Genomic DNA, 18,104 nt, shown 5'->3' with positions numbered 1-18,104 from the left:
ATATAATAAATTCACAGGCATTCTAGCCTAGAAAAACTTACATCTGGTGGCTGCGCCGTACTTCTGTAATCTGATCTGCCACATCGAGTACGGGTTGAGGCATATTCGAGCCAGTCAGAATCACATCGACGTGCTTGGGGCGATTTTGAATAAAATCTAAGACTTCTGCTAGAGGGATTAAGCCAAATTCGACAGCCACGCTTAATTCATCCAATACTAGCAATGAGTACTGCCCTTGGGAAACAACTTGGCGCGTATGCTGCCACAGTTCTTGTAAAGAACGGTTTTCGGCTTCGTCTAATTGTGGCGTGTCAATGCAACGGGGAAGATTGCAGCGAATCCAATCCAAGTTTTGCCCTAACTTAACTGGATGACAATGACCCTGATTTATCCCACCTTTAAGAAATTGGACAATGAGCGCTGGAGTCCCTTGACCGGAAACCCTTAAAGCCTGTGCCATCACGCTTGTCAAAAAGGTACGACGAGAGCAAGTAAAGACTTGTACTAATCCTTCAACTGTGTATGGTGGTTGACAAGGAGAATGAACGGTTGGGGTCTCTAGCTGAGCAATCATAAAGTCACTTTTATCCAGATGCTTGAGTTAAAGCTGAGTTCGGAGAAACTGCAATATGCGATATATAGTGTAGTCTTTCAGAATACTCCTTAGTGAAACACTACATCTATGTTTTAGTCAATAGGAAACTATCCTCTGGGTCGCAATATCGCTACTATAAGTCCCAGTTGGCGGAGATTCTGTTGCAGGATTTTGACTTTTGACTTCCCAGCATAGCGATCGCCCTCCACATATTCCACACCAAAAGTTTACAAAAAATTAAGCCTAGCGAAAGTGTTAACTGTATGCTCGACCCTGTATTCTGATTTAGGTCACTACAGCTAAGAACCATGACCTGGGAGCGTTCGGATAATCGGTTAGCAAATCAACTGCGTCCTATCAGTTTTACACGGGATTTTACTCGTTTTGCCACTGGCTCTGTTTTAGCCCAGTGCGGCAATACTCAGGTGTTGTGTAACGTATCAATTCAGCCTGGAGTTCCTAGATTTTTGGAAGGTTCGGGCAAGGGTTGGCTGACGGCTGAATACAGAATGCTTCCCACTGCTACCCACCAACGCCAAGAACGAGAAACCTACAGGCTGTCTGGACGGACGCAGGAGATTCAAAGGTTAATCGGACGCAGCTTGAGAGCCGGACTCGATTTAGAAGCATTGGGAGAGCTTACAGTCACCGTAGATGCTGACGTATTGCAGGCGGATGCAGGTACGAGAACCACAGCAATTACAGGTGGGTTTGTGGCGCTTGCCGATGCGATCGGCAAGCTTTTAGAACGGGGAGATCTGACGCGATCGCCCATCCGTCACCAAATCGCCGCCGTTTCTGTGGGTTTGCTTGAAGGCGTGCCATTGTTAGATCTCAACTACCAAGAAGATGTCGCCGCCGATATTGATTTCAACGTCGTCATGAATGACCAATTAGAAATTATCGAACTTCAGGGAACCGCCGAAGCAGGTAGTTTCAGCCGCGCTCAATTGGATCGAATTATCGATTTGGCAGAACTGGGAATTAAAGATTTACTAGCAGCACAACGTCAAGCCTTGGGCGATTTCAATCTTTAGGTGCAAGCTATTGTTGATAGGTTAAAAACATAAGGGGGTGGGGTAGAATATGCTTCGCGATTGTGGTATTATCTATTTTATAATGGAAATATTTTTGACTTTTTTAACAAAGCTTGGATTTTCATTATGAAGTAAACCATCTAGGTAATTGATAATATAATATCACGAGCGATCGCATTACTAATTACATATTTGTACAGGAATATTTATCATAAAAATCCAAGCGTAAGGTGGGCAATGCCCACCTTACTAGACAATTATTTCACACCGTCTAAATCGGTAGAAAGCGTCTTCAAGCTAGTTAAAACAGTATCTCGTGGAGGCTGTGCTTCGCTCAGTCCAGAGTTAACATCTTTCACCCCTGCTTCTAGCTTTTGGTAAGTATCGGGAGAATTTTGTTTCACGCTACCACCAAACTTATACCAGGTTTGGCGAGCAGCACCAAAAGCAGTTTTTGCAGTAGCAAAATCTTTTGATTCTACAGCAGTGCTTGCCTTAGCTAGTTCGTCTTTCATGGCTAATAAGTTGCTTTGAATAGCCGTAACATTGCTATTCGCTGTCTCCGTGGTGGTAGTGTTAGTAGCAACTCCAGAAGTGCTATTAGTTACAAAACCATTGAATGCAGTTGAAAGTCCCTACAATTCTGTTGTGAGTTTTGCCACATTTGGCGAACTCGATTTCAAATCTGTGGCAATAGTTGTAATTTTCTCGCCAATCATTTTGGTAGCATCGGGGGATACAGTCTTCAGAGTACTTTCTAATCCTTTCCAGCCATCTTGCAGCTTAGTAAATTCCGTTTGTGCTGCTGTAAAGTTACCAGCTTTTACAGCAGACAAAGTTTGCGCTACGCCGTCAGTCAAAGGACTAATGGTTTCTTTGAGATTCCCCAAATTACCAAGCGCGCTAGTTGTTTTGCTAGCCACATCTTGTGCTTGCTGAGCCATGTTTTGAGCTTGGTTGGCTTTATCTTTAAGTTGTGAAGCTTGTTCTTGTACTCCGGTACAAGATGCGAGGAATAGCGAAATAGCTAGAGTTAAACCTAAATTTGGGCAAATTTTCTTCATAATTCAAGATTTTGTCAGAATTTTCACTCTGAACGAGCATCTTACAAAATGAATTATTTTTTGCACATAGTTGATTGATTAGCTTGATTTATCAGTCATTATTTCATTTAAAAATAAAAATTGCTCAGGCTTAAAATGTCGTAATTTGCAGTACATGTATGACTATTTTGCTAGGATTTGAGCATTATGACTAAGCAATCGATTGGAATTTCTTATAGAATGCTTTTCAGAGAAAGCTGATAAGAAAATCTTCAAGTTTTTTAATTAAAATTTACCCGAACTTTTGAGTCTAAAAACTCGAATCAGAATCTCCCTTTATTTTCCTGGATGCGATCGCCTAGATGCAATAATTTATACATTAACTTTGGGCGATCGCATCTAGACTTAAATCAATAAAAAGTCTTTTAGTCTGACAGCGCCGACTTAGCCGCAGTAAGTTAAATCCCATCAGGCTGCAACTTCAATATAAACAGATGACGTAGATGGCTGAAGAATTTCATAACCTTCCAACTCAAGTTTTTTTATGTGAAACTGAATTGCTTCGCGCATATTTTGCTCCAACTCTTCACGAGTTTCACCAGTGGAGACACACCCAGGTAAATCGGGTGAATATGCTGAATAACCAGTTGTTGTTTCCTCAATAATAATTAGATACCGCATTACTTTAAACCTGCTTGCTTTAAAATACTATCTAATGTTCCTGGTGCAAGCTCGTCACTTAGCTTTTCTGGAACAGTAACTAAGCCAGGTTTTACAGGATGTTTGTATTGACGATGGCTACCTCTAGTTCAAGCTAGATACCAACCATTTTCCTCGATAAGTCTAATTACTTCTCTAACTTTCATTCGCTAAGCGTAGAAATGGATATGAGATCGGACAATAATTTCATATAAATGTTTATCAGACTGGTTTTATCCTACAAATTGTACATATCTAAAAAACGCTCTGCTCTCTTACATAAATTTATAACAACAACTAGCAGAAAACTACAGACTCCAGGCACTGCAAGTTGAAGCGGAGTATTATTGTCAATAAGTAACTCTAATTTTGAGAAATTTGGAGTAGCTATTATTAACAAATTTATATAGTGTAGAGAAACATAACAATAGAATACTAAAAAGTGACAAAGCATTCTATCTAAAAGATAGGATAAAACAAATTTCAGCAATCGCTCGGCAATTATCAAAATCAAAAGCAAACCTAATATCTCAGCTCCCAAAGTAAAAATCCTGTCCAACTCAAGAAAAAAGCTAGCCAATTTTCTTCGAGATAATTTTTAAAAGCTTGAAGATAGCTATGAAATGGAAACACTTTCATGTTGGCTAATACTGTAGCAAGCGTAGAATCAGCAAATATCCAGTCTGGTATTGCGGGTATCTTCTGAACAACATTTATTGTGAATTCCCACGATACGGAAAAAATACTAGACTCGATTTTGATTAAATTAAAGTCACCCATTAGTTTACTCCTCGATCGCTCAAGCCAAAAACATAAATACAATCTTAGATAAAGACCTTCAAAGCAGCATTTTGGATACTACAGAATATAACTAAACATCAAGAATCATTGCAGAAATTAGGCGATCGCTTACCTCCTTAATCCCTCATTGCGTTATGTAATAAGGATTTCAGCCATTCTTTCCCGCGTACAGTTATTCATAAACCCGTGTTTAGTGCGATCGCAATGTTTGCGACAATCGGAAAAAACAGACGTTAAATTCAACGATTCGCGATTCACACGGGGAGAACTGTAGATATGAAATTGGCTTACTGGATGTATGCTGGACCCGCACATATAGGAACCTTGCGTGTCGCTAGCTCGTTCAAAAACGTCCACGCAATTATGCACGCGCCTTTAGGCGACGACTACTTCAACGTCATGCGATCGATGTTGGAGCGTGAAAGAAATTTTACCCCAGTTACAGCCAGCATTGTAGACAGACACGTCCTTGCCCGTGGTTCTCAGGAGAAGGTAGTCGATAATATTACCCGTAAAGATGCGGAAGAACATCCAGACCTGATCGTATTAACTCCTACCTGTACCTCCAGCATTTTACAAGAAGACCTGCAAAACTTCGTCGAAAGAGCATCGTTGGAGGCAAAAGCTGACGTACTACTGGCAGATGTCAACCACTATCGCGTCAACGAACTACAAGCAGCCGATCGCACTTTAGATCAAATTGTCCGCTACTACATCGAGAAAGCACGCAAGAAAGGCGAACTACCTACAGCTAAAACCGAAAAGCCTTCAGTCAATATCATCGGTGTGTCTACTCTAGGTTTCCACAACCAACACGACTGCACCGAGTTGAAGCGGTTAATGGCTGACTTGGGAATCGAGGTAAATGCTGTCATTCCCGAAGGTGCTTCCGTTCACGAGTTAAAAAACTTACCCCGTGCGTGGTTTAATCTTGTCCCATATCGAGAACTCGGCTTGCTGACAGCTAATTACTTAGAGCAAGAATTTGGCATACCCTATGTCAATATTACTCCGATGGGCGTAGTCGAGACTGCTCGTTGCCTACGTAAAATCCAGCAGATTATTAACGCTCAAGGTGCTAATGTTGACTACGAAGAGTATATTAACAACCAAACTCTCTACGTATCTCAAGCTGCTTGGTTCTCCCGTTCAATTGACTGCCAAAACTTGACGGGTAAAAAAGCTGTCGTGTTTGGCGACAACACCCACGCCGCCGCCATAACTAAAATTCTCGCACGGGAAATGGGAATTCACGTTGTTTGGGCTGGAACTTACTGCAAATACGATGCTGACTGGTTCCGCGAACAGGTCAGCGAATATTGCGATGAGGTGATTATTACAGACGATCATGGCGCAATTGGAGACGCGATCGCCCGTGTCGAACCTTCTGCTATATTTGGTACGCAGATGGAACGCCATGTAGGTAAGCGGTTAGATATCCCTTGTGGCGTAATTGCTGCACCAATCCACATTCAAAACTTCCCCATCGGTTACAAGCCTTTTATGGGTTACGAAGGCACGAATCAAATTGCCGATTTGGTGTACAATTCCTTTACTCTGGGCATGGAAGACCACCTGTTAGAAATCTTTGGCGGACACGACACCAAGGAAGTAATCACCAAGGGAATATCTGCCGATACTGACTTGGCTTGGACGAGAGAAGCGCAAGCAGAATTAAATAAAATTCCTGGTTTCGTGCGCGGAAAAGTCAAGCGGAATACAGAAAAATTTGCCCGCGATCGCAATTTTACCGAAATCACTGTCGAAGTGATGTACGCCGCTAAAGAATCTGTAGGTGCGTAAGATGAGTAGGATGCGTTACATAACGCACCCTACTCCGATTATACCCATGACAATTCAAGGCACGGTAAACTGTTGAAACTAGGTCTTTTATAATCAAGCCTCGTTCAGTACAGGGTGCTATGCCTAATTTCCTATTAGAAGTCGGAACCGAAGAACTCCCCGCCAGTTTTGTCGATAGCGCAATCGCGCAATGGCGATCGCGTATTCCCCAAAGTCTTACCAATCATAATCTTACGGCAGAAGCAATCGAAGTTTACGGTACTCCCCGCCGCCTCACTGTACTCATCAAAGGTCTACCATCGCAACAACCAGACCGAGACGAGGAAATTAAAGGACCACCCGCGCAAGCTGCATTTAAAGACGGAAAACCCACCAAAGCCGCTGAAGGCTTTGCCAAAAAGCAAGGGGTAGAATTAGATGCTTTAGCAATTCGTCCTACGGATAAAGGCGAGTTTGTGTTTGTCCGCGTCTCTTATCCAGGTCGTCCTGTCGCAGAAATCTTGACTCAACTCGTCCCTGAGTGGATTTTCGGGTTAGAAGGGAAGCGGTTTATGCGTTGGGGAGACGGCGATTTAAAGTTTTCTCGTCCGATTGTGTGGTTGGTCACTTTATTAGATACAGAAGTCTTACCAATTCAAATTGAAAATAGTTCCGAGATAATTAAAAGCGATCGCATTTCGTGGGGACACCGCGTTTTACATCCAGAATCAATATCCATTCCCCAAGCCACTGATTATGTCTCTTGCTTGCGTTCTGCTTTTGTCGATGTCGAGGTCGAACAACGCAAAGCAAAAATCGAAGCACAAATCAATGCGATCGCGCAGCAACTTAATGGTAGCGTTACGATCTATCCCGAATTATTAGCAGAAGTCACGAATTTAGTCGAATGGTCTACTGCTGTAGTCGGAAAATTCGACTCAGAATTTTTGAACTTACCTCCAGAAGTGATTACTACGGTAATGGTAAGCCACCAACGATATTTTCCCATATTTCAGGTAGGGGCACACGGCTGTGCGCCCCTACTACCCAATTTCATTACTATATCTAATGGCGATCCTGCTAAATCAGATATTATTGCCGCAGGTAACGAACGAGTGATTCGCGCTAGGTTGGCTGACGGACAATTTTTCTATAAAACTGACTTAGCAAAACCGTTAGAAAGCTATTTACTGCAACTAGAAAAAGTTACATTTCAAGAAGACTTAGGCTCAGTTGGTGACAAAGTTGGACGCATTATTAGTATCGCGCAGCAAATTAACAAACAGTTGCAATTAAGCCAGCAAGAACGCCACCAAATCGAACGCGCTGCTAGCTTGTGTAAAGCAGATTTAGTCACCCAAATGGTGTTTGAATTTCCAGAATTGCAAGGCGTGATGGGTCAAAAATATGCTGTAGAAAGTGGTGAATCGGAAACCGTAGCTACAGCTATCTTTGAACATTATCTACCACGTAATGCAGGCGATCGCCTACCTGAAACTTTAGCAGGTCAAGTTGTCGGAGTTGCCGATCGCCTCGATACCATAGTCAGCATTTTCGGTTTGGGAATGTTGCCTACAGGTTCCTCCGATCCTTTTGCGCTGCGCCGTGCGGCAAATGCGATCGTTTCTATTACATGGGCGGCTAATTTATCAATTAATCTTTACCAATTATTAGAGCAAACGGCAAGAGATTTTATTAAAACTTATGCCAAAACCAGTATAGAGACGTTAAACGCATCTCTACAGGAATTTCTCATTCAAAGAATTCGGACATTGCTACAAGAAGAAAGACAAATAGACTACGACTTAGTAAATGCCGTACTGGGAGAAAGCGATGCTGAATACAGACTACGGGCATTACAAGACCTATTAGATGTACGCGATCGCGCTCTTTTCTTACAATCTATTCGTAATAACGGCAGGCTCGATAAAATTTACGAAACCGTCAACCGCTCCACCCGTCTTGCGGCTCAAGGAGATTTAGATTTCACGCAGTTGCAGCCAGAAAACTTAGTCAAACCACAACTTTTTCAAAAATCTTCCGAGCAAGCTTTCTACGATGCTTTATTGCAACTCGTTCCCCAAACTCAAGCCGCTAGAGAATCGCGGAACTATCAACAATTAGTAGATGCTTTGATTCAAATTGCTCCTACTGTGAGCGATTTCTTTGATGGAGAACAAAGCGTTTTAGTTATGGATGCCGATCCAGAAATTAGACGCAATCGCTTGAATCTACTCGGTTTACTTCGCAATCATGCTCGCGTGTTGGCAAATTTTGGCGAAATTGTCAAAAGCTAAAAAAAATCAAGCGATCGCTTCATTCAGTTAGTAGCGATCGCAAATTTAAGAGATTTTACTAAGATTTTTACAGATATAAAACTGAGATTTTCTTATTTTAATAAAGTCAAATATTGTCTTTTATAATTTTAAGATTTCAAGATAGCTATAACTATATTTCCAGCGAGATTGCTCAATAATATGCTCTGCATCCATTGATTTAACGGTATTTCCACTAGTAGTATTTTTACGATAATAGTTAAAGAAAACAAGGCGATCGGGGAAATCTCGGCTAGTAGGTAGATCAGTAAAATTCCTCTTGAATCCACATCTGAGCAAGCCTACTTTAGTTGTAGATTGGTCATGTAAAGCTCTTGTAAAGCATTCTGCTTTTTTCAGAAACTTCATTACCAAGTTCAAGTGTAATGACTTAAAGTCTTTCCATTTCACTACACTGCTCTATTGCATAACCATACTGAAATAGTTCTTTCTTTAACTACTGGAAAAGCTATTTGCATAAAGCGCTGCTTCACTTTCCTTAGCCAGCTAATCCTTCCCTCTAGCTTGCCAATATTGCAGCGCGATCGCCAGCAATAAAGCAGCTTTCTGCACGATTGACTTCTCGTCTACTCAAACCGCATTGAGTAGCAGATGAAGTGCAATCGTCAACTTGTGCTGCATTAATTCTGCATTAATTCCATTTAGAGGTAAACAATGAAATTCTACCAGAAACTACAAAACATAGCTCCAAAAAAGTTATCAGAACGGCAAGCTAAATCGTCTAAGTCAATTGTTTCAGTATTAATTGCTTCAGCTCTCCTCTACACGTTGCCAGCAACAGCCTTGACGAGTTTTTTAGGCATGAATAATGGCACTGGCTACAACATTGACCCAGGATACGTCGATCGCTCCATCCAACACACCAAAAACCTGGGATTAGAAGTCGTCCGTATGGGTATGGATAGCGTTTGGGGTAATACGGAGGGTGCAGGGTTTCATTGGTCGGGCAGGGATATGGTTGTCGATAAATATCGCAATGCTGGACTCAAAATTCACGCCGTGTTATCAGCACGGATGCACGTCAATCGAGACGGTAACTACGAGAAATGGAAAGCAAACTTCCGCTATTTTACTCGTAACGTCATGATGCGCTACAAAGGCAAAATCTTTTACTACATTATTGATAACGAACCCGATCTCGACTACGGCAACGGTAAAATGTCAGCCCAAGAATGCGTTGACATGACTCGGATTGCCTACGAAATAGCCAAATCCATCGATCCCAATATTAAAATTGAGTCGCCACCCGTGATGGGAATTGAATCCGGTCTGCTCAACGAGATGTTAGATCGCGGCATCGATAAGGTCAGCGACTATATCGGCTTGCACGCCTATGGCGGACAGATTTCCGAGAATCGTCTCGGTCATCCTTGGAGAGTTATGGAAGCACGCGGCATCAGAAAGCCCCTTGCGATTAGCGAATCGGGATCGATTAACGAGTATTGCAACGGTTCCCAATTTGAAACAGAAGACTGTCGCCGCCGCTGGTTCCTCATGTTCGGGCTACAACTCAAAAGATTTGGTTACGACCACGCCATCCTATTCGATCTTGACGGTCACGATAGCTGGGCAGTTGCTCCAAACTTTAACCCCACGAAAGCTTATTACCAAATTAAAGATTTACGTCTAAATAAGACTTTCTCGAATGGCGGCTTTGAGTCGGCGAATAACGTTGAAAATGAGTGGACTCCTGCCGATAACAACGATGAATGGATTTATAAAGGGACTTCGCCTCATATCAACTTCGTCCAGAATGATAGCAATCAAGGAGGGCGTAACGGCAGTAAAGGCTACGTCAAGTTAGAGAGCGGTCGGGCTGGATCTGGTACGCCAATTAGAATCCGGCGAATTCTGGGAGATATGCCAAAAAACAGAAAGGTAGCAATTGGTGCTTGGGTCTATGTCAGTGGCGGAGCCTCAGCAACGCTGAAAGCTTTGGGATATGACTTCAGGAATGGTGATGCCGAGATCTCGAAGACTTCAACACAGAAAAACGGTTGGGAGTATTTAGAAATTACCGTTCCTATCTCCAGATATTGGGCAGTAGTCGAACTGGGAACGACGGGAACTGGCAGAGCGGGCGACTCTGTGAAGTGGGATGACGTGAGCGTCCGCGTACTCTAAGTGCGGACGTGCCATAGCTTAACTTAGATTTTCTCAGCTTACCCGTGAAAAGGCGATCGCCTTTTCACGGGTAAGTTATTATTTATGAGGTTATCGTGACAGCAAAAAAACTCTCAAATCGATTACATAATAGCTCGACACTAATTGAAATGTTGAAGAGATCTAAAAAAAATTCGACTAAGTTTAAACAACCTGCTCGTCATCGCTGGGGATTTAAGCTTTTATTGAGTGTCATTGCTGGGTTAATTATTTTTAGTTTAATTTCTATTTATCTCATTCCAAATTTATTCTCTGTCACATCTAATAAACCTCCAGCGCGATCGCCCAGCGCTAGTGTTAGACCTACTCCTAGCGGTGCATATCTGGGAATTAATAACGGTACTGGCTATAACACCGATCCAGCATATGTGGCGCGATCGATTAAACATACGAAGGATCTAGGCTTAGGCTTAGTTCGTATGGGGATGGATGGTGTTGGCGGTAAGACAGAAGGCTCATCCTTTGATTGGTTTGCTAGAGATATCGCCGTGCGGCAGTATCTCGATGCAGGTCTGAAAATTCATACAGTTGTATCTCCTCGATTGGGAGTCGATCGAGATAGCAACTACGAGCAATGGCAAGCGAACTTCAATTATTTCGTTCGCAATGTCATGGCACATTACAAAGGTAAAATTTTCTATTATATTATTGACAACGAACCAGAATTAGACTATGGCAATGGCAAGATGTCAGCTCAAGAGTGCGTAGACATGACTCAGATTGCCTTTAAAGCTGCTAGAGCCATTGACCCGAGAATTAAGATCGAATCACCCCCAATTTCAGGAATTGAATCCCATATCCTAGATGAAATGCTCGATCGCGGCATCGATAAGGTGAGCGATTACATCGGCTTACATGCCTATGGCGGACAAATTGCCGACAATCGTTTCGGGCATCCTTGGCGATCGCTAGAAGCACGCGGCATCAGAAAACCGCTTGCCATCAGCGAAGCCGGAGTTATTTCAAGCTGGTGTCCTGGTTCGGTGGCTGAGAAAGAAAACTGTCGTCGTCGGTGGTTTGCGATCTTCGGGCAACAGCTCAAAAGATTCGGTTATGACAACGCCATACTATTCGATCTTGACGGTCATGATGAGTGGGCGATCGCCCCAAACTTTAAGCCCACCAAGACTTATCAAAAAATCAAAAGTATGCGCCTGAACCAACCGCTTGCTAATAAAGGTTTTGAGTCTGCCAACAATCCTGAGACTGAGTGGGTACATTTTGGTGCTGGCGACATCGGCGATATGGGACCTTTACCTTACGTAACTTTCGTGCGTAACGATGCTCGTGGAGCGCACAAAGGTAGGGGTTACGTCAAATTAGATGGCACCGCAGCGGGTATGCCAGTTCGAGTCCGACGAATTGCTGGTCAGCTGCCACTAGGCAAAAAAGTGGCGATCGGTGCTTGGGCATATGTCAACGGTAATGCTAAGGCAACGCTAAAAATTCTCGGCTATGACGATCGCGACGGAGATGCAGAGATGTCAAAAACTGCCACTAAGAAAAATGGTTGGGAATATTTAGAAATCACCTTACCCATCTCCCGAGACTGGGCAGTCGTAGAGTTAGGAACTACGGGAACTGGAAAAAAAGGAGACTACGTGAAGTGGGATGATGTGACTCTCCGCACGTCCTAAGCTTGCCTATAAAACGCTCAAAAAAATAGACAAATCGCAGCTACTATGGTGAAGGATTTATTTGCTTCTAGTTTATGCATAAATAACCTTCACTATTTCAAGCTTGTTCGTGCATATGGCACGCATTCATAACTTATCTGACATTGTAGGAATTGTAGGGATATAAATGCACGTACTGCATATTTTGAATCACGTGCTAGAAGCTGGTAACGGCATAGTTAACGTAGCGGTAGATTTAGCGTGTCTGCAAGCACAGGCAGGTTGCAAAGTGGGTGTAGCTTCTGCTGGGGGAGGCTATGAAAAGTTACTCATGCAACATGGTGTCAAGCACTTCAAACTAGACCAGACGCGAAAACCAATCGAGTTGATCGAAGCTGCTAGAGGTTATCGAGCCATTGTCAAAGAGTTTGACCCCAACATCGTTCATGCCCATATGATGACGGGAGTTGTCTTAGCAAGTACTTTGAGATTTCAGTCGCAATACGCTCTCGTATCGACGGTGCATAACGAATTTCAGCGTAGTGCTGTTCTGATGGGTTTGGCAGATCGCGTCATTGCGGTCAGCAAGGCTGTGGCAGACTCTATGGTACGGCGTGGTATTCCAGAGCAAAAACTGCGGGTGATATCCAACGGGACGTTAGGTAGCCCTCGTACTTGCCAACTCAAAGAGTGCGTCCCCGTAACTTTAAAACACCCAGCAATCGTGACCGTGGCGGGAATGTATAAACGCAAGGGGATTGCTGAGTTAGTTGCTGCCTTTGCCCAAATTGCTGCTGATTTTCCTACAGCTCATCTTTACTTAGTTGGGGATGGTCCCGATCGCGAACTATTTGAAGCTCAAGCACGGAACACGCCTGTTAGCGATCGCATTCACTTTGAGCGGTTTCAACCACAACCGCAACGCTATTTAATGGCTGCTGACATCTTCGTACTAGCGTCCCACCGCGATCCCTCTCCTTTGGTGATTCCGGAAGCGCGGGAAGCAGGATGTGCTATTATTGCCACTCACGTCGATGGCATTCCTGAAGCTTTGGACGGTGGGAAGGCAGGCATCTTAGTCCCAGCAGCAGACAGTCATGCTTTAGCAGCTGCTCTGACTGAATTACTGAACGAGCCGCCAATTCTCCACGCTTGGAAAGACAAAGCACGACAGAATATAGAACGTCTGACGGCGACTAGAGTTCATAAAGAAACCCTAGCAGTCTATGACGAACTTGCCATGCGTGAAGACAGTTGACAGTTATCAGTTCTCAGCGATCGGTGACCAGTGAAGAAAGGGGTGTGGGGTGTGGTGAGTCAATTCTCTCCCGATCGCTCCCTCAGCTCTCTTTCCCCTGCTCCCTACTCCCTACTCCCTGCTCCCTACCATATTCGTTGACTGCGATCGCTTCTGCTGCTGGTAGTAGTTACGTGCTGCCAAACACATAGCCACAAAGCACCAAAACACCATACCAGCAAGCGAAACTATGGTATTTCCCAGTGGCATCTGAACGAGAACGCCAATACTAATGGCACGGGCAGCACTAGCAAAAGAGTCCAGCCGCAGTTCGGAATTTTGCAGCAGCGTATAGATAATAAGAACAATGCCTCCCAAGTAGGGAATCGCACCAAACCAGCCCAGGGTGAAGAACAAATCGAGAACGCCACTATCGAGAATAACTTGTTCTAACTGACCTTCACTGTTAGTAGCGTACATCCCTCCCAACCCTTTACCCAGAAAATCAGATAGGGCAAGATTGAGTTGTTGCTCGTAGGTGGCAGCGCGATCGTTAGCACTGGTATCTTTTTGAATCTCTGAAAAAGACTGTAAGCGAGTATGAATGACTTCCGAGAAAGGCTCGATCGTTGCCAACGGGATCACACACACAGACATCACTAAGATAGAAATAATTAATCGTCGCTGTAGGCGTGCTTTCATGGAAGTCAGCAAGGTGATAAGTGCCACCAGCCACCCGCCCCATGCCGCTCTTACTGCCGATAGCAGAAAAGCCAAATACCCCCCTACAGAAGCAGGGATACGCAAAGTTCCTTTCGTGTTAAATAACAATACCAGACCCGCCATCATTGCCACGGCAAAAGGAAAGGGCGAATGCATGGTACTAAACACGCGAATGCCAAGTGGTTCTGGTCTGCCATTTGTCACCAATTCTGTTTCAATAATCCAGAACCGATCCCACATTGGTGCAACTAAGTATTGCACGACACCATAGACACCGGAAACTAGCACGCCCCAAAGGAAAGTCTGCTGAATTGTCTTACTAAGTTTGGGATAATCGCGCCAGTTGATAAATAGATGGAAGCCAAACAGGATTGGCGTGAACCAATCCAGACTCGCTCGCGTTGCTGCCATAGGCGAATTCTTCACCAATCCGATTAGAAAACCGTAGAGTACAGCAACAAAAGCCAAGATCAAGGGTAAGCCGCCTTGACGATATGCTTTAGGTAAATAGCGGATGAGAGTAATCCCGCTTAGCAACGAGACAAGAAAAGGCGTGACCAGCATTAAACGCTGTGCATCCCAGCCGCTCTTAAAATCGATGATGCGGGCAAGCAACGGCGTGAGAAACCAAATCCACCAAGTAAAGCTGACGTAAAAGACAGGATAGCGAAAATAAAGGAACGCACCCACAACAAAAGCACTTAGGGGAAAAGCATAGCGTGCGATCCCGCTAGCAGCAACCAGGCATAGTGCTGTAATCAGTGAAAATCCGATAATTGCCATCCAAGCAGGCGCTGGTTGCAATCCGAAAGCAGGAGTTGAAAGTGTTTGCTTAGAGTTCACCTAATAGCATCTCCATGATGACAGCATTTAAACCAAGGCAGATTTCTCAATCGATAATTACGAATTACGAATTACAAATGCTGCGCCCATACCTCTGAGGAGCGATCGCGATTGCTCCAAGTTACCCACGCTTGCCAGCGCCCATGCATGGAGGCAAGCCACTTTTGCCACGCCAATTTTCCTTGGCTCGGTAAGAACCGCAATAACTGTACTAAACCCCAAGCATCTCGCGTTCCTACCAAAACCGCCCAGATCGCGAAGGCTGTTCGCCGTATAGGGCTTAAATGTTCCAGCAAAGACAAGGTTTCATTATATGTCATGTTGCTAAAAGCAATTGCATTAAACTGGTTGCGCCGATCTTCATCAAACCGCTGCCCGAGGTAGTGATCGACGACGATCGCGGGATCGTAAATCAGCTTCCAACCAGCCCGTTTTAGAGTTAGGCACAACATCAATTCATGATGTACCTGCGCTCCCGTACCCCGCATCCGCTCATCAAAGCGAATATGAGCGATCGCCGAACGCCGATAACTGGAGTTTACCCCTTTCAGTATGTCAACTTCACGGGCATTTCCTACGCCCAGATGGTGGTTGCCAATCGCCCGTCCAAACCACTGCAATCGACCGACTACGTGGGATTGACCTTCGACGAGCTGCGTTCCGTAGTGCATTCGATCGCGTCCGCCAACACCACCCACTTTCTCATCTGCTAAATAGTGAGCTTCTATCCGCTCCAGCCAATCGGCGTGAGGTGCGGCATCGTCATCGGTGATGGCAATAATCTCTCCTTTTGCCACATCAACGCCTGCATTCATGGCTGCTACTACCCCCGGGACGCTTACTTTGACAGTGCGTATCGGTAAAGCATGAGGGTCTAATTCTGCTAGTAGTTGCCAAGTTTCCGTATCGCTATCGCGGACGACCACCAGCACCTCATCCGCCGGTCGAGCTTGCTGTTGTAAAGCTACTAAACAGCGTGCCAAGTCTTGCGAACGGCGATAAGTAGGTATCAAAACAGAAATCATCATGACTTGCTAACTCCACGACTCACCCGATTAGACTTTTAATAGCTTGACGATTGACCCAGGCGTAAAGCTCAGGGTTAGTGCAGCTACACTACGCAAGTTTAATTGGTATTGGATTGCTTTCCAGAAATGGGGGCGTGCTGCCGCAATTTGTCCAGACCGCATCAGACCAATTCCCAAAGTCGTGTGAGATTGTGCTAGTTTGGCTCTAAAATACGGGCGAAATTGTTGTAAACGCTTGTCTGATATGAATTGCTCGTAACAAAAGATTCCTGCTTTACCCGTGCGAATCTTCGCCTGTACGTTTTTTTTGCCGCTGATTTGCGTTTCTGATTGGGGGTGAATGCGGTAGCGCGTCAATCTTTCGGGATAGTAGTAAGCACCCTTACCAGATCGGCAAGCAAGATATGCCAAGTAGAGATCCCAAAACAATCCTACTTCCAGCGGGATGCTATCCCAATCGATCGCATCTCGACGGATGACAGTTGCCAAGGCGATGAATACGGACTGATCGACCACACTCAACTCGTAAAAAGGTTGATAAATTCCTTCTTTAAGCCGCGATCGCTGCCAATAGCGCGTATTTTCCTCAGTTCTTAGATAATCGATTTTATCCTCTGAGTCAATCACGTAATGATCGCAAAAAGCGACAACCAAATCTGGATTAGCATCGAGATACGGTACGAGTTTTGCTAAATAATCTTCATTCCACAGATCGTCATCATTTAAACTCGCAACATACTTGCCTTTTGCTTCTCTAAATGCACTCGTGACATTTAATGCAATGCCTAAGTTCTGTGGATTGCGGCGTAACCGAATTCGAGGGTCTTGAAACTCGTCAATAATTGCTTGAGGATTGTCAGGACTGCAATCGTCAGATACGATGATTTCGATATTACGATATGTTTGGCGTACCGCACTCGCGATCGCTTTTTTCAAGTATTCTGGGCGATTGTAGGTAAGAATAATAACACTAACTAACGATTCTGGCGCTGTTATATTGGTAGTTATATTCGTAGACATAGGTGGTTATTTATTATAATTTTTCGCTGACTGTATTCAGAAAGCGTAACGTTGTAGGTACGGGGCTGTAATTTTCTAGCGCCCACTGTCTACCTTCAATAGATATCTTTTCTAAAATTTCTGGTTCGCTGGCTATTCTATCCACGGCTAGTTTGATATTGCTCAGATCGATCCCGATGTAGTGTCGCCAGTTTTCTGGCATGACCGGAATCATAAAACCGTACTTGTCAAAATCCTCGCGCACGCTAACGCATCCTGCTGCAAGAGACTCCCAGTAACGCCAGTTATCCCAATCTGTAATTCGATTTGATTTCCACTCCAATTTGCTGAGAATTTTTTTGAGCAAACGACTTGTTGCCGTAGCAGGATCGCGAGGTACAGGAGTGACAAAAAAGCCACCAAAACAGGCGCAAGCGGCGTAATCTTTTAAACTTTGGAAATAACCTGGCGAATGTCTTCTCCCTGTTTGCGACCAATTCATGTAGTGATAAGGCTCTGTAGAAAAGTTATCTAGACCTTCAACGACATTATTAACTGGTAGAGCTGCATCGATTTGAGGCAGCAGTTCTTTACGAACTATTCGCCTGACAGAGTGCTTAATTTTGTGCGGCTCTCTAAAGTTCACTAATAATTGTCTTTTTCTTGCCTGGATCGGTAGAATGTTTTCTAATTCTCGCAACATCCGGCTAGATATTCCCTGCGCCCAAGGGTGAATATTGTCGGGATATTTAAAGTAGCGGTTACAACTAACTTTAAAAATAAAATCGAACTGACGAAATTCGGGTTTGTAAGCGTGCGTTTTACTACCATCATCGCTGTCTAGATAGACAGTAATATATTTTCGATTGGGATGAAATAAATGTTGTGGAAAAGGCTTATTTGCCACTTGAAACCAATCTTGATTGAGGATAACAATCGAGCAGTCATTTGGTGTAATTTCAGCGTCGTGGCGAAACAAGTACTCTTCCGTGTCTGGAGCTAGCCGCCAATAGTTGATATTGGCATAAGCATCTATTCCTAAAGCTTTTAATCCATCGCCTAAGCAAATCATCGTGTGGGGATAGCCTGTTTTTTCAGGAATATCCGGTGGAATGCAATAAAAATAGACTTTGCCACTAAAATTAGTCGATTGCATTCAGATGCCTCCAGTTATACAACTTATCGCTTGTTGAGGGTTTTTT

General features: G+C 44.0%; 16 protein-coding genes and 1 pseudogene. 6 read left to right on the top strand and 11 right to left on the bottom strand.

Annotated features, from left to right (window positions below; all coding sequences use genetic code 11):
- Positions 1-37: 37 nt before the first annotated feature.
- Positions 38-574, bottom strand: a complete 537-nt coding sequence (locus tag H6G17_RS13655) for a P-loop NTPase family protein (RefSeq protein WP_106547535.1) — start codon at positions 572-574, stop codon at positions 38-40.
- 329 nt (positions 575-903) lie between these two features.
- Here H6G17_RS13655 and rph point away from each other — a divergent pair, with 329 nt between their 5' ends.
- Positions 904-1,632: a ribonuclease PH gene (gene rph, locus H6G17_RS13650; protein ID WP_192157959.1), complete on the top strand. Its 729-nt coding sequence runs from the start codon at positions 904-906 to the stop codon at positions 1,630-1,632.
- Between the two features lie 257 nt (positions 1,633-1,889).
- Here rph and H6G17_RS13645 read toward each other — a convergent pair whose 3' ends face one another.
- The 5 genes and pseudogenes from H6G17_RS13645 to H6G17_RS33145 form a co-directional block, all read right to left on the bottom strand.
- Positions 1,890-2,147 carry a hypothetical protein gene (locus H6G17_RS13645; protein ID WP_192157957.1) on the bottom strand — a complete coding sequence of 86 codons (258 nt, stop codon included), beginning with the start codon at positions 2,145-2,147 and terminating at the stop codon, positions 1,890-1,892.
- A 120-nt stretch (positions 2,148-2,267) separates the two neighbouring features.
- Positions 2,268-2,696 (bottom strand): hypothetical protein, encoded by a 429-nt coding sequence (locus tag H6G17_RS13640; protein WP_192157955.1) that lies wholly within the window; start codon positions 2,694-2,696, stop codon positions 2,268-2,270.
- 447 nt (positions 2,697-3,143) lie between these two features.
- Positions 3,144-3,356 carry a type II toxin-antitoxin system HicB family antitoxin gene (locus H6G17_RS13635; protein WP_192157953.1) on the bottom strand — a complete coding sequence of 71 codons (213 nt, stop codon included), beginning with the start codon at positions 3,354-3,356 and terminating at the stop codon, positions 3,144-3,146.
- Positions 3,356-3,541 (bottom strand): annotated as a pseudogene (locus tag H6G17_RS34640) (type II toxin-antitoxin system HicA family toxin). Before H6G17_RS34640 ends, H6G17_RS13635 begins: the two are co-directional and overlap by 1 nt.
- A gap of 355 nt (positions 3,542-3,896) precedes the next feature.
- Positions 3,897-4,154, bottom strand: a complete 258-nt coding sequence (locus tag H6G17_RS33145) for a hypothetical protein (RefSeq protein ID WP_206757159.1) — start codon at positions 4,152-4,154, stop codon at positions 3,897-3,899.
- A 297-nt stretch (positions 4,155-4,451) separates the two neighbouring features.
- Between H6G17_RS33145 and bchB the strand changes: the two genes are divergently transcribed.
- A complete protein-coding gene (bchB, locus tag H6G17_RS13625; RefSeq protein ID WP_015152349.1) occupies positions 4,452-5,978 on the top strand; it encodes a ferredoxin:protochlorophyllide reductase (ATP-dependent) subunit B in 1,527 nt (508 codons plus the stop codon).
- A gap of 119 nt (positions 5,979-6,097) precedes the next feature.
- Entirely contained in the window at positions 6,098-8,254 is a 2,157-nt protein-coding gene (glyS, locus tag H6G17_RS13620; protein ID WP_192157951.1) for a glycine--tRNA ligase subunit beta, read from the top strand.
- A 120-nt stretch (positions 8,255-8,374) separates the two neighbouring features.
- Here the strand turns inward: glyS and H6G17_RS13615 are convergent, their stop codons facing one another.
- Positions 8,375-8,641, bottom strand: coding sequence for a hypothetical protein (locus tag H6G17_RS13615; protein ID WP_192157949.1), 267 nt, complete (start codon positions 8,639-8,641; stop codon positions 8,375-8,377).
- 306 nt (positions 8,642-8,947) lie between these two features.
- On the opposite strand from H6G17_RS13615, the gene H6G17_RS13610 reads away from it, so the two are divergent.
- The 3 genes from H6G17_RS13610 to H6G17_RS13600 all read left to right on the top strand — a co-directional run bounded on the left by H6G17_RS13610 (position 8,948) and on the right by H6G17_RS13600 (position 13,330).
- Positions 8,948-10,417: a hypothetical protein gene (locus H6G17_RS13610; protein WP_192157947.1), complete on the top strand. Its 1,470-nt coding sequence runs from the start codon at positions 8,948-8,950 to the stop codon at positions 10,415-10,417.
- Between the two features lie 149 nt (positions 10,418-10,566).
- A complete protein-coding gene (locus H6G17_RS13605; protein WP_192157945.1) occupies positions 10,567-12,093 on the top strand; it encodes a hypothetical protein in 1,527 nt (508 codons plus the stop codon).
- Positions 12,094-12,259: 166 nt separating this feature from the next.
- Entirely contained in the window at positions 12,260-13,330 is a 1,071-nt protein-coding gene (locus H6G17_RS13600; RefSeq protein ID WP_192157942.1) for a glycosyltransferase family 4 protein, read from the top strand.
- 111 nt (positions 13,331-13,441) lie between these two features.
- Here H6G17_RS13600 and H6G17_RS13595 read toward each other — a convergent pair whose 3' ends face one another.
- The 4 genes from H6G17_RS13595 to H6G17_RS13580 all read right to left on the bottom strand — a co-directional run bounded on the left by H6G17_RS13595 (position 13,442) and on the right by H6G17_RS13580 (position 18,058).
- Positions 13,442-14,875 carry an O-antigen ligase family protein gene (locus H6G17_RS13595; protein ID WP_192157940.1) on the bottom strand — a complete coding sequence of 478 codons (1,434 nt, stop codon included), beginning with the start codon at positions 14,873-14,875 and terminating at the stop codon, positions 13,442-13,444.
- 71 nt (positions 14,876-14,946) lie between these two features.
- On the bottom strand, positions 14,947-15,903 hold the full coding sequence (locus tag H6G17_RS13590; protein WP_192157938.1) for a glycosyltransferase family 2 protein: 957 nt from the start codon (positions 15,901-15,903) through the stop codon (positions 14,947-14,949).
- 27 nt (positions 15,904-15,930) lie between these two features.
- Entirely contained in the window at positions 15,931-16,923 is a 993-nt protein-coding gene (locus H6G17_RS13585) for a glycosyltransferase family 2 protein (RefSeq protein ID WP_192157936.1), read from the bottom strand.
- Between the two features lie 13 nt (positions 16,924-16,936).
- A complete protein-coding gene (locus H6G17_RS13580; protein ID WP_192157934.1) occupies positions 16,937-18,058 on the bottom strand; it encodes a glycosyltransferase family 1 protein in 1,122 nt (373 codons plus the stop codon).
- Positions 18,059-18,104: the final 46 nt, after the last annotated feature.

The organism is Chroococcidiopsis sp. [FACHB-1243] (assembly GCF_014696895.1).
Classification (GTDB): domain Bacteria; phylum Cyanobacteriota; class Cyanobacteriia; order Cyanobacteriales; family Chroococcidiopsidaceae; genus Chroococcidiopsis.
Note: the sequence above shows the minus strand (reverse complement) of the source record. Positions and strands in the feature narration are given on the sequence as shown.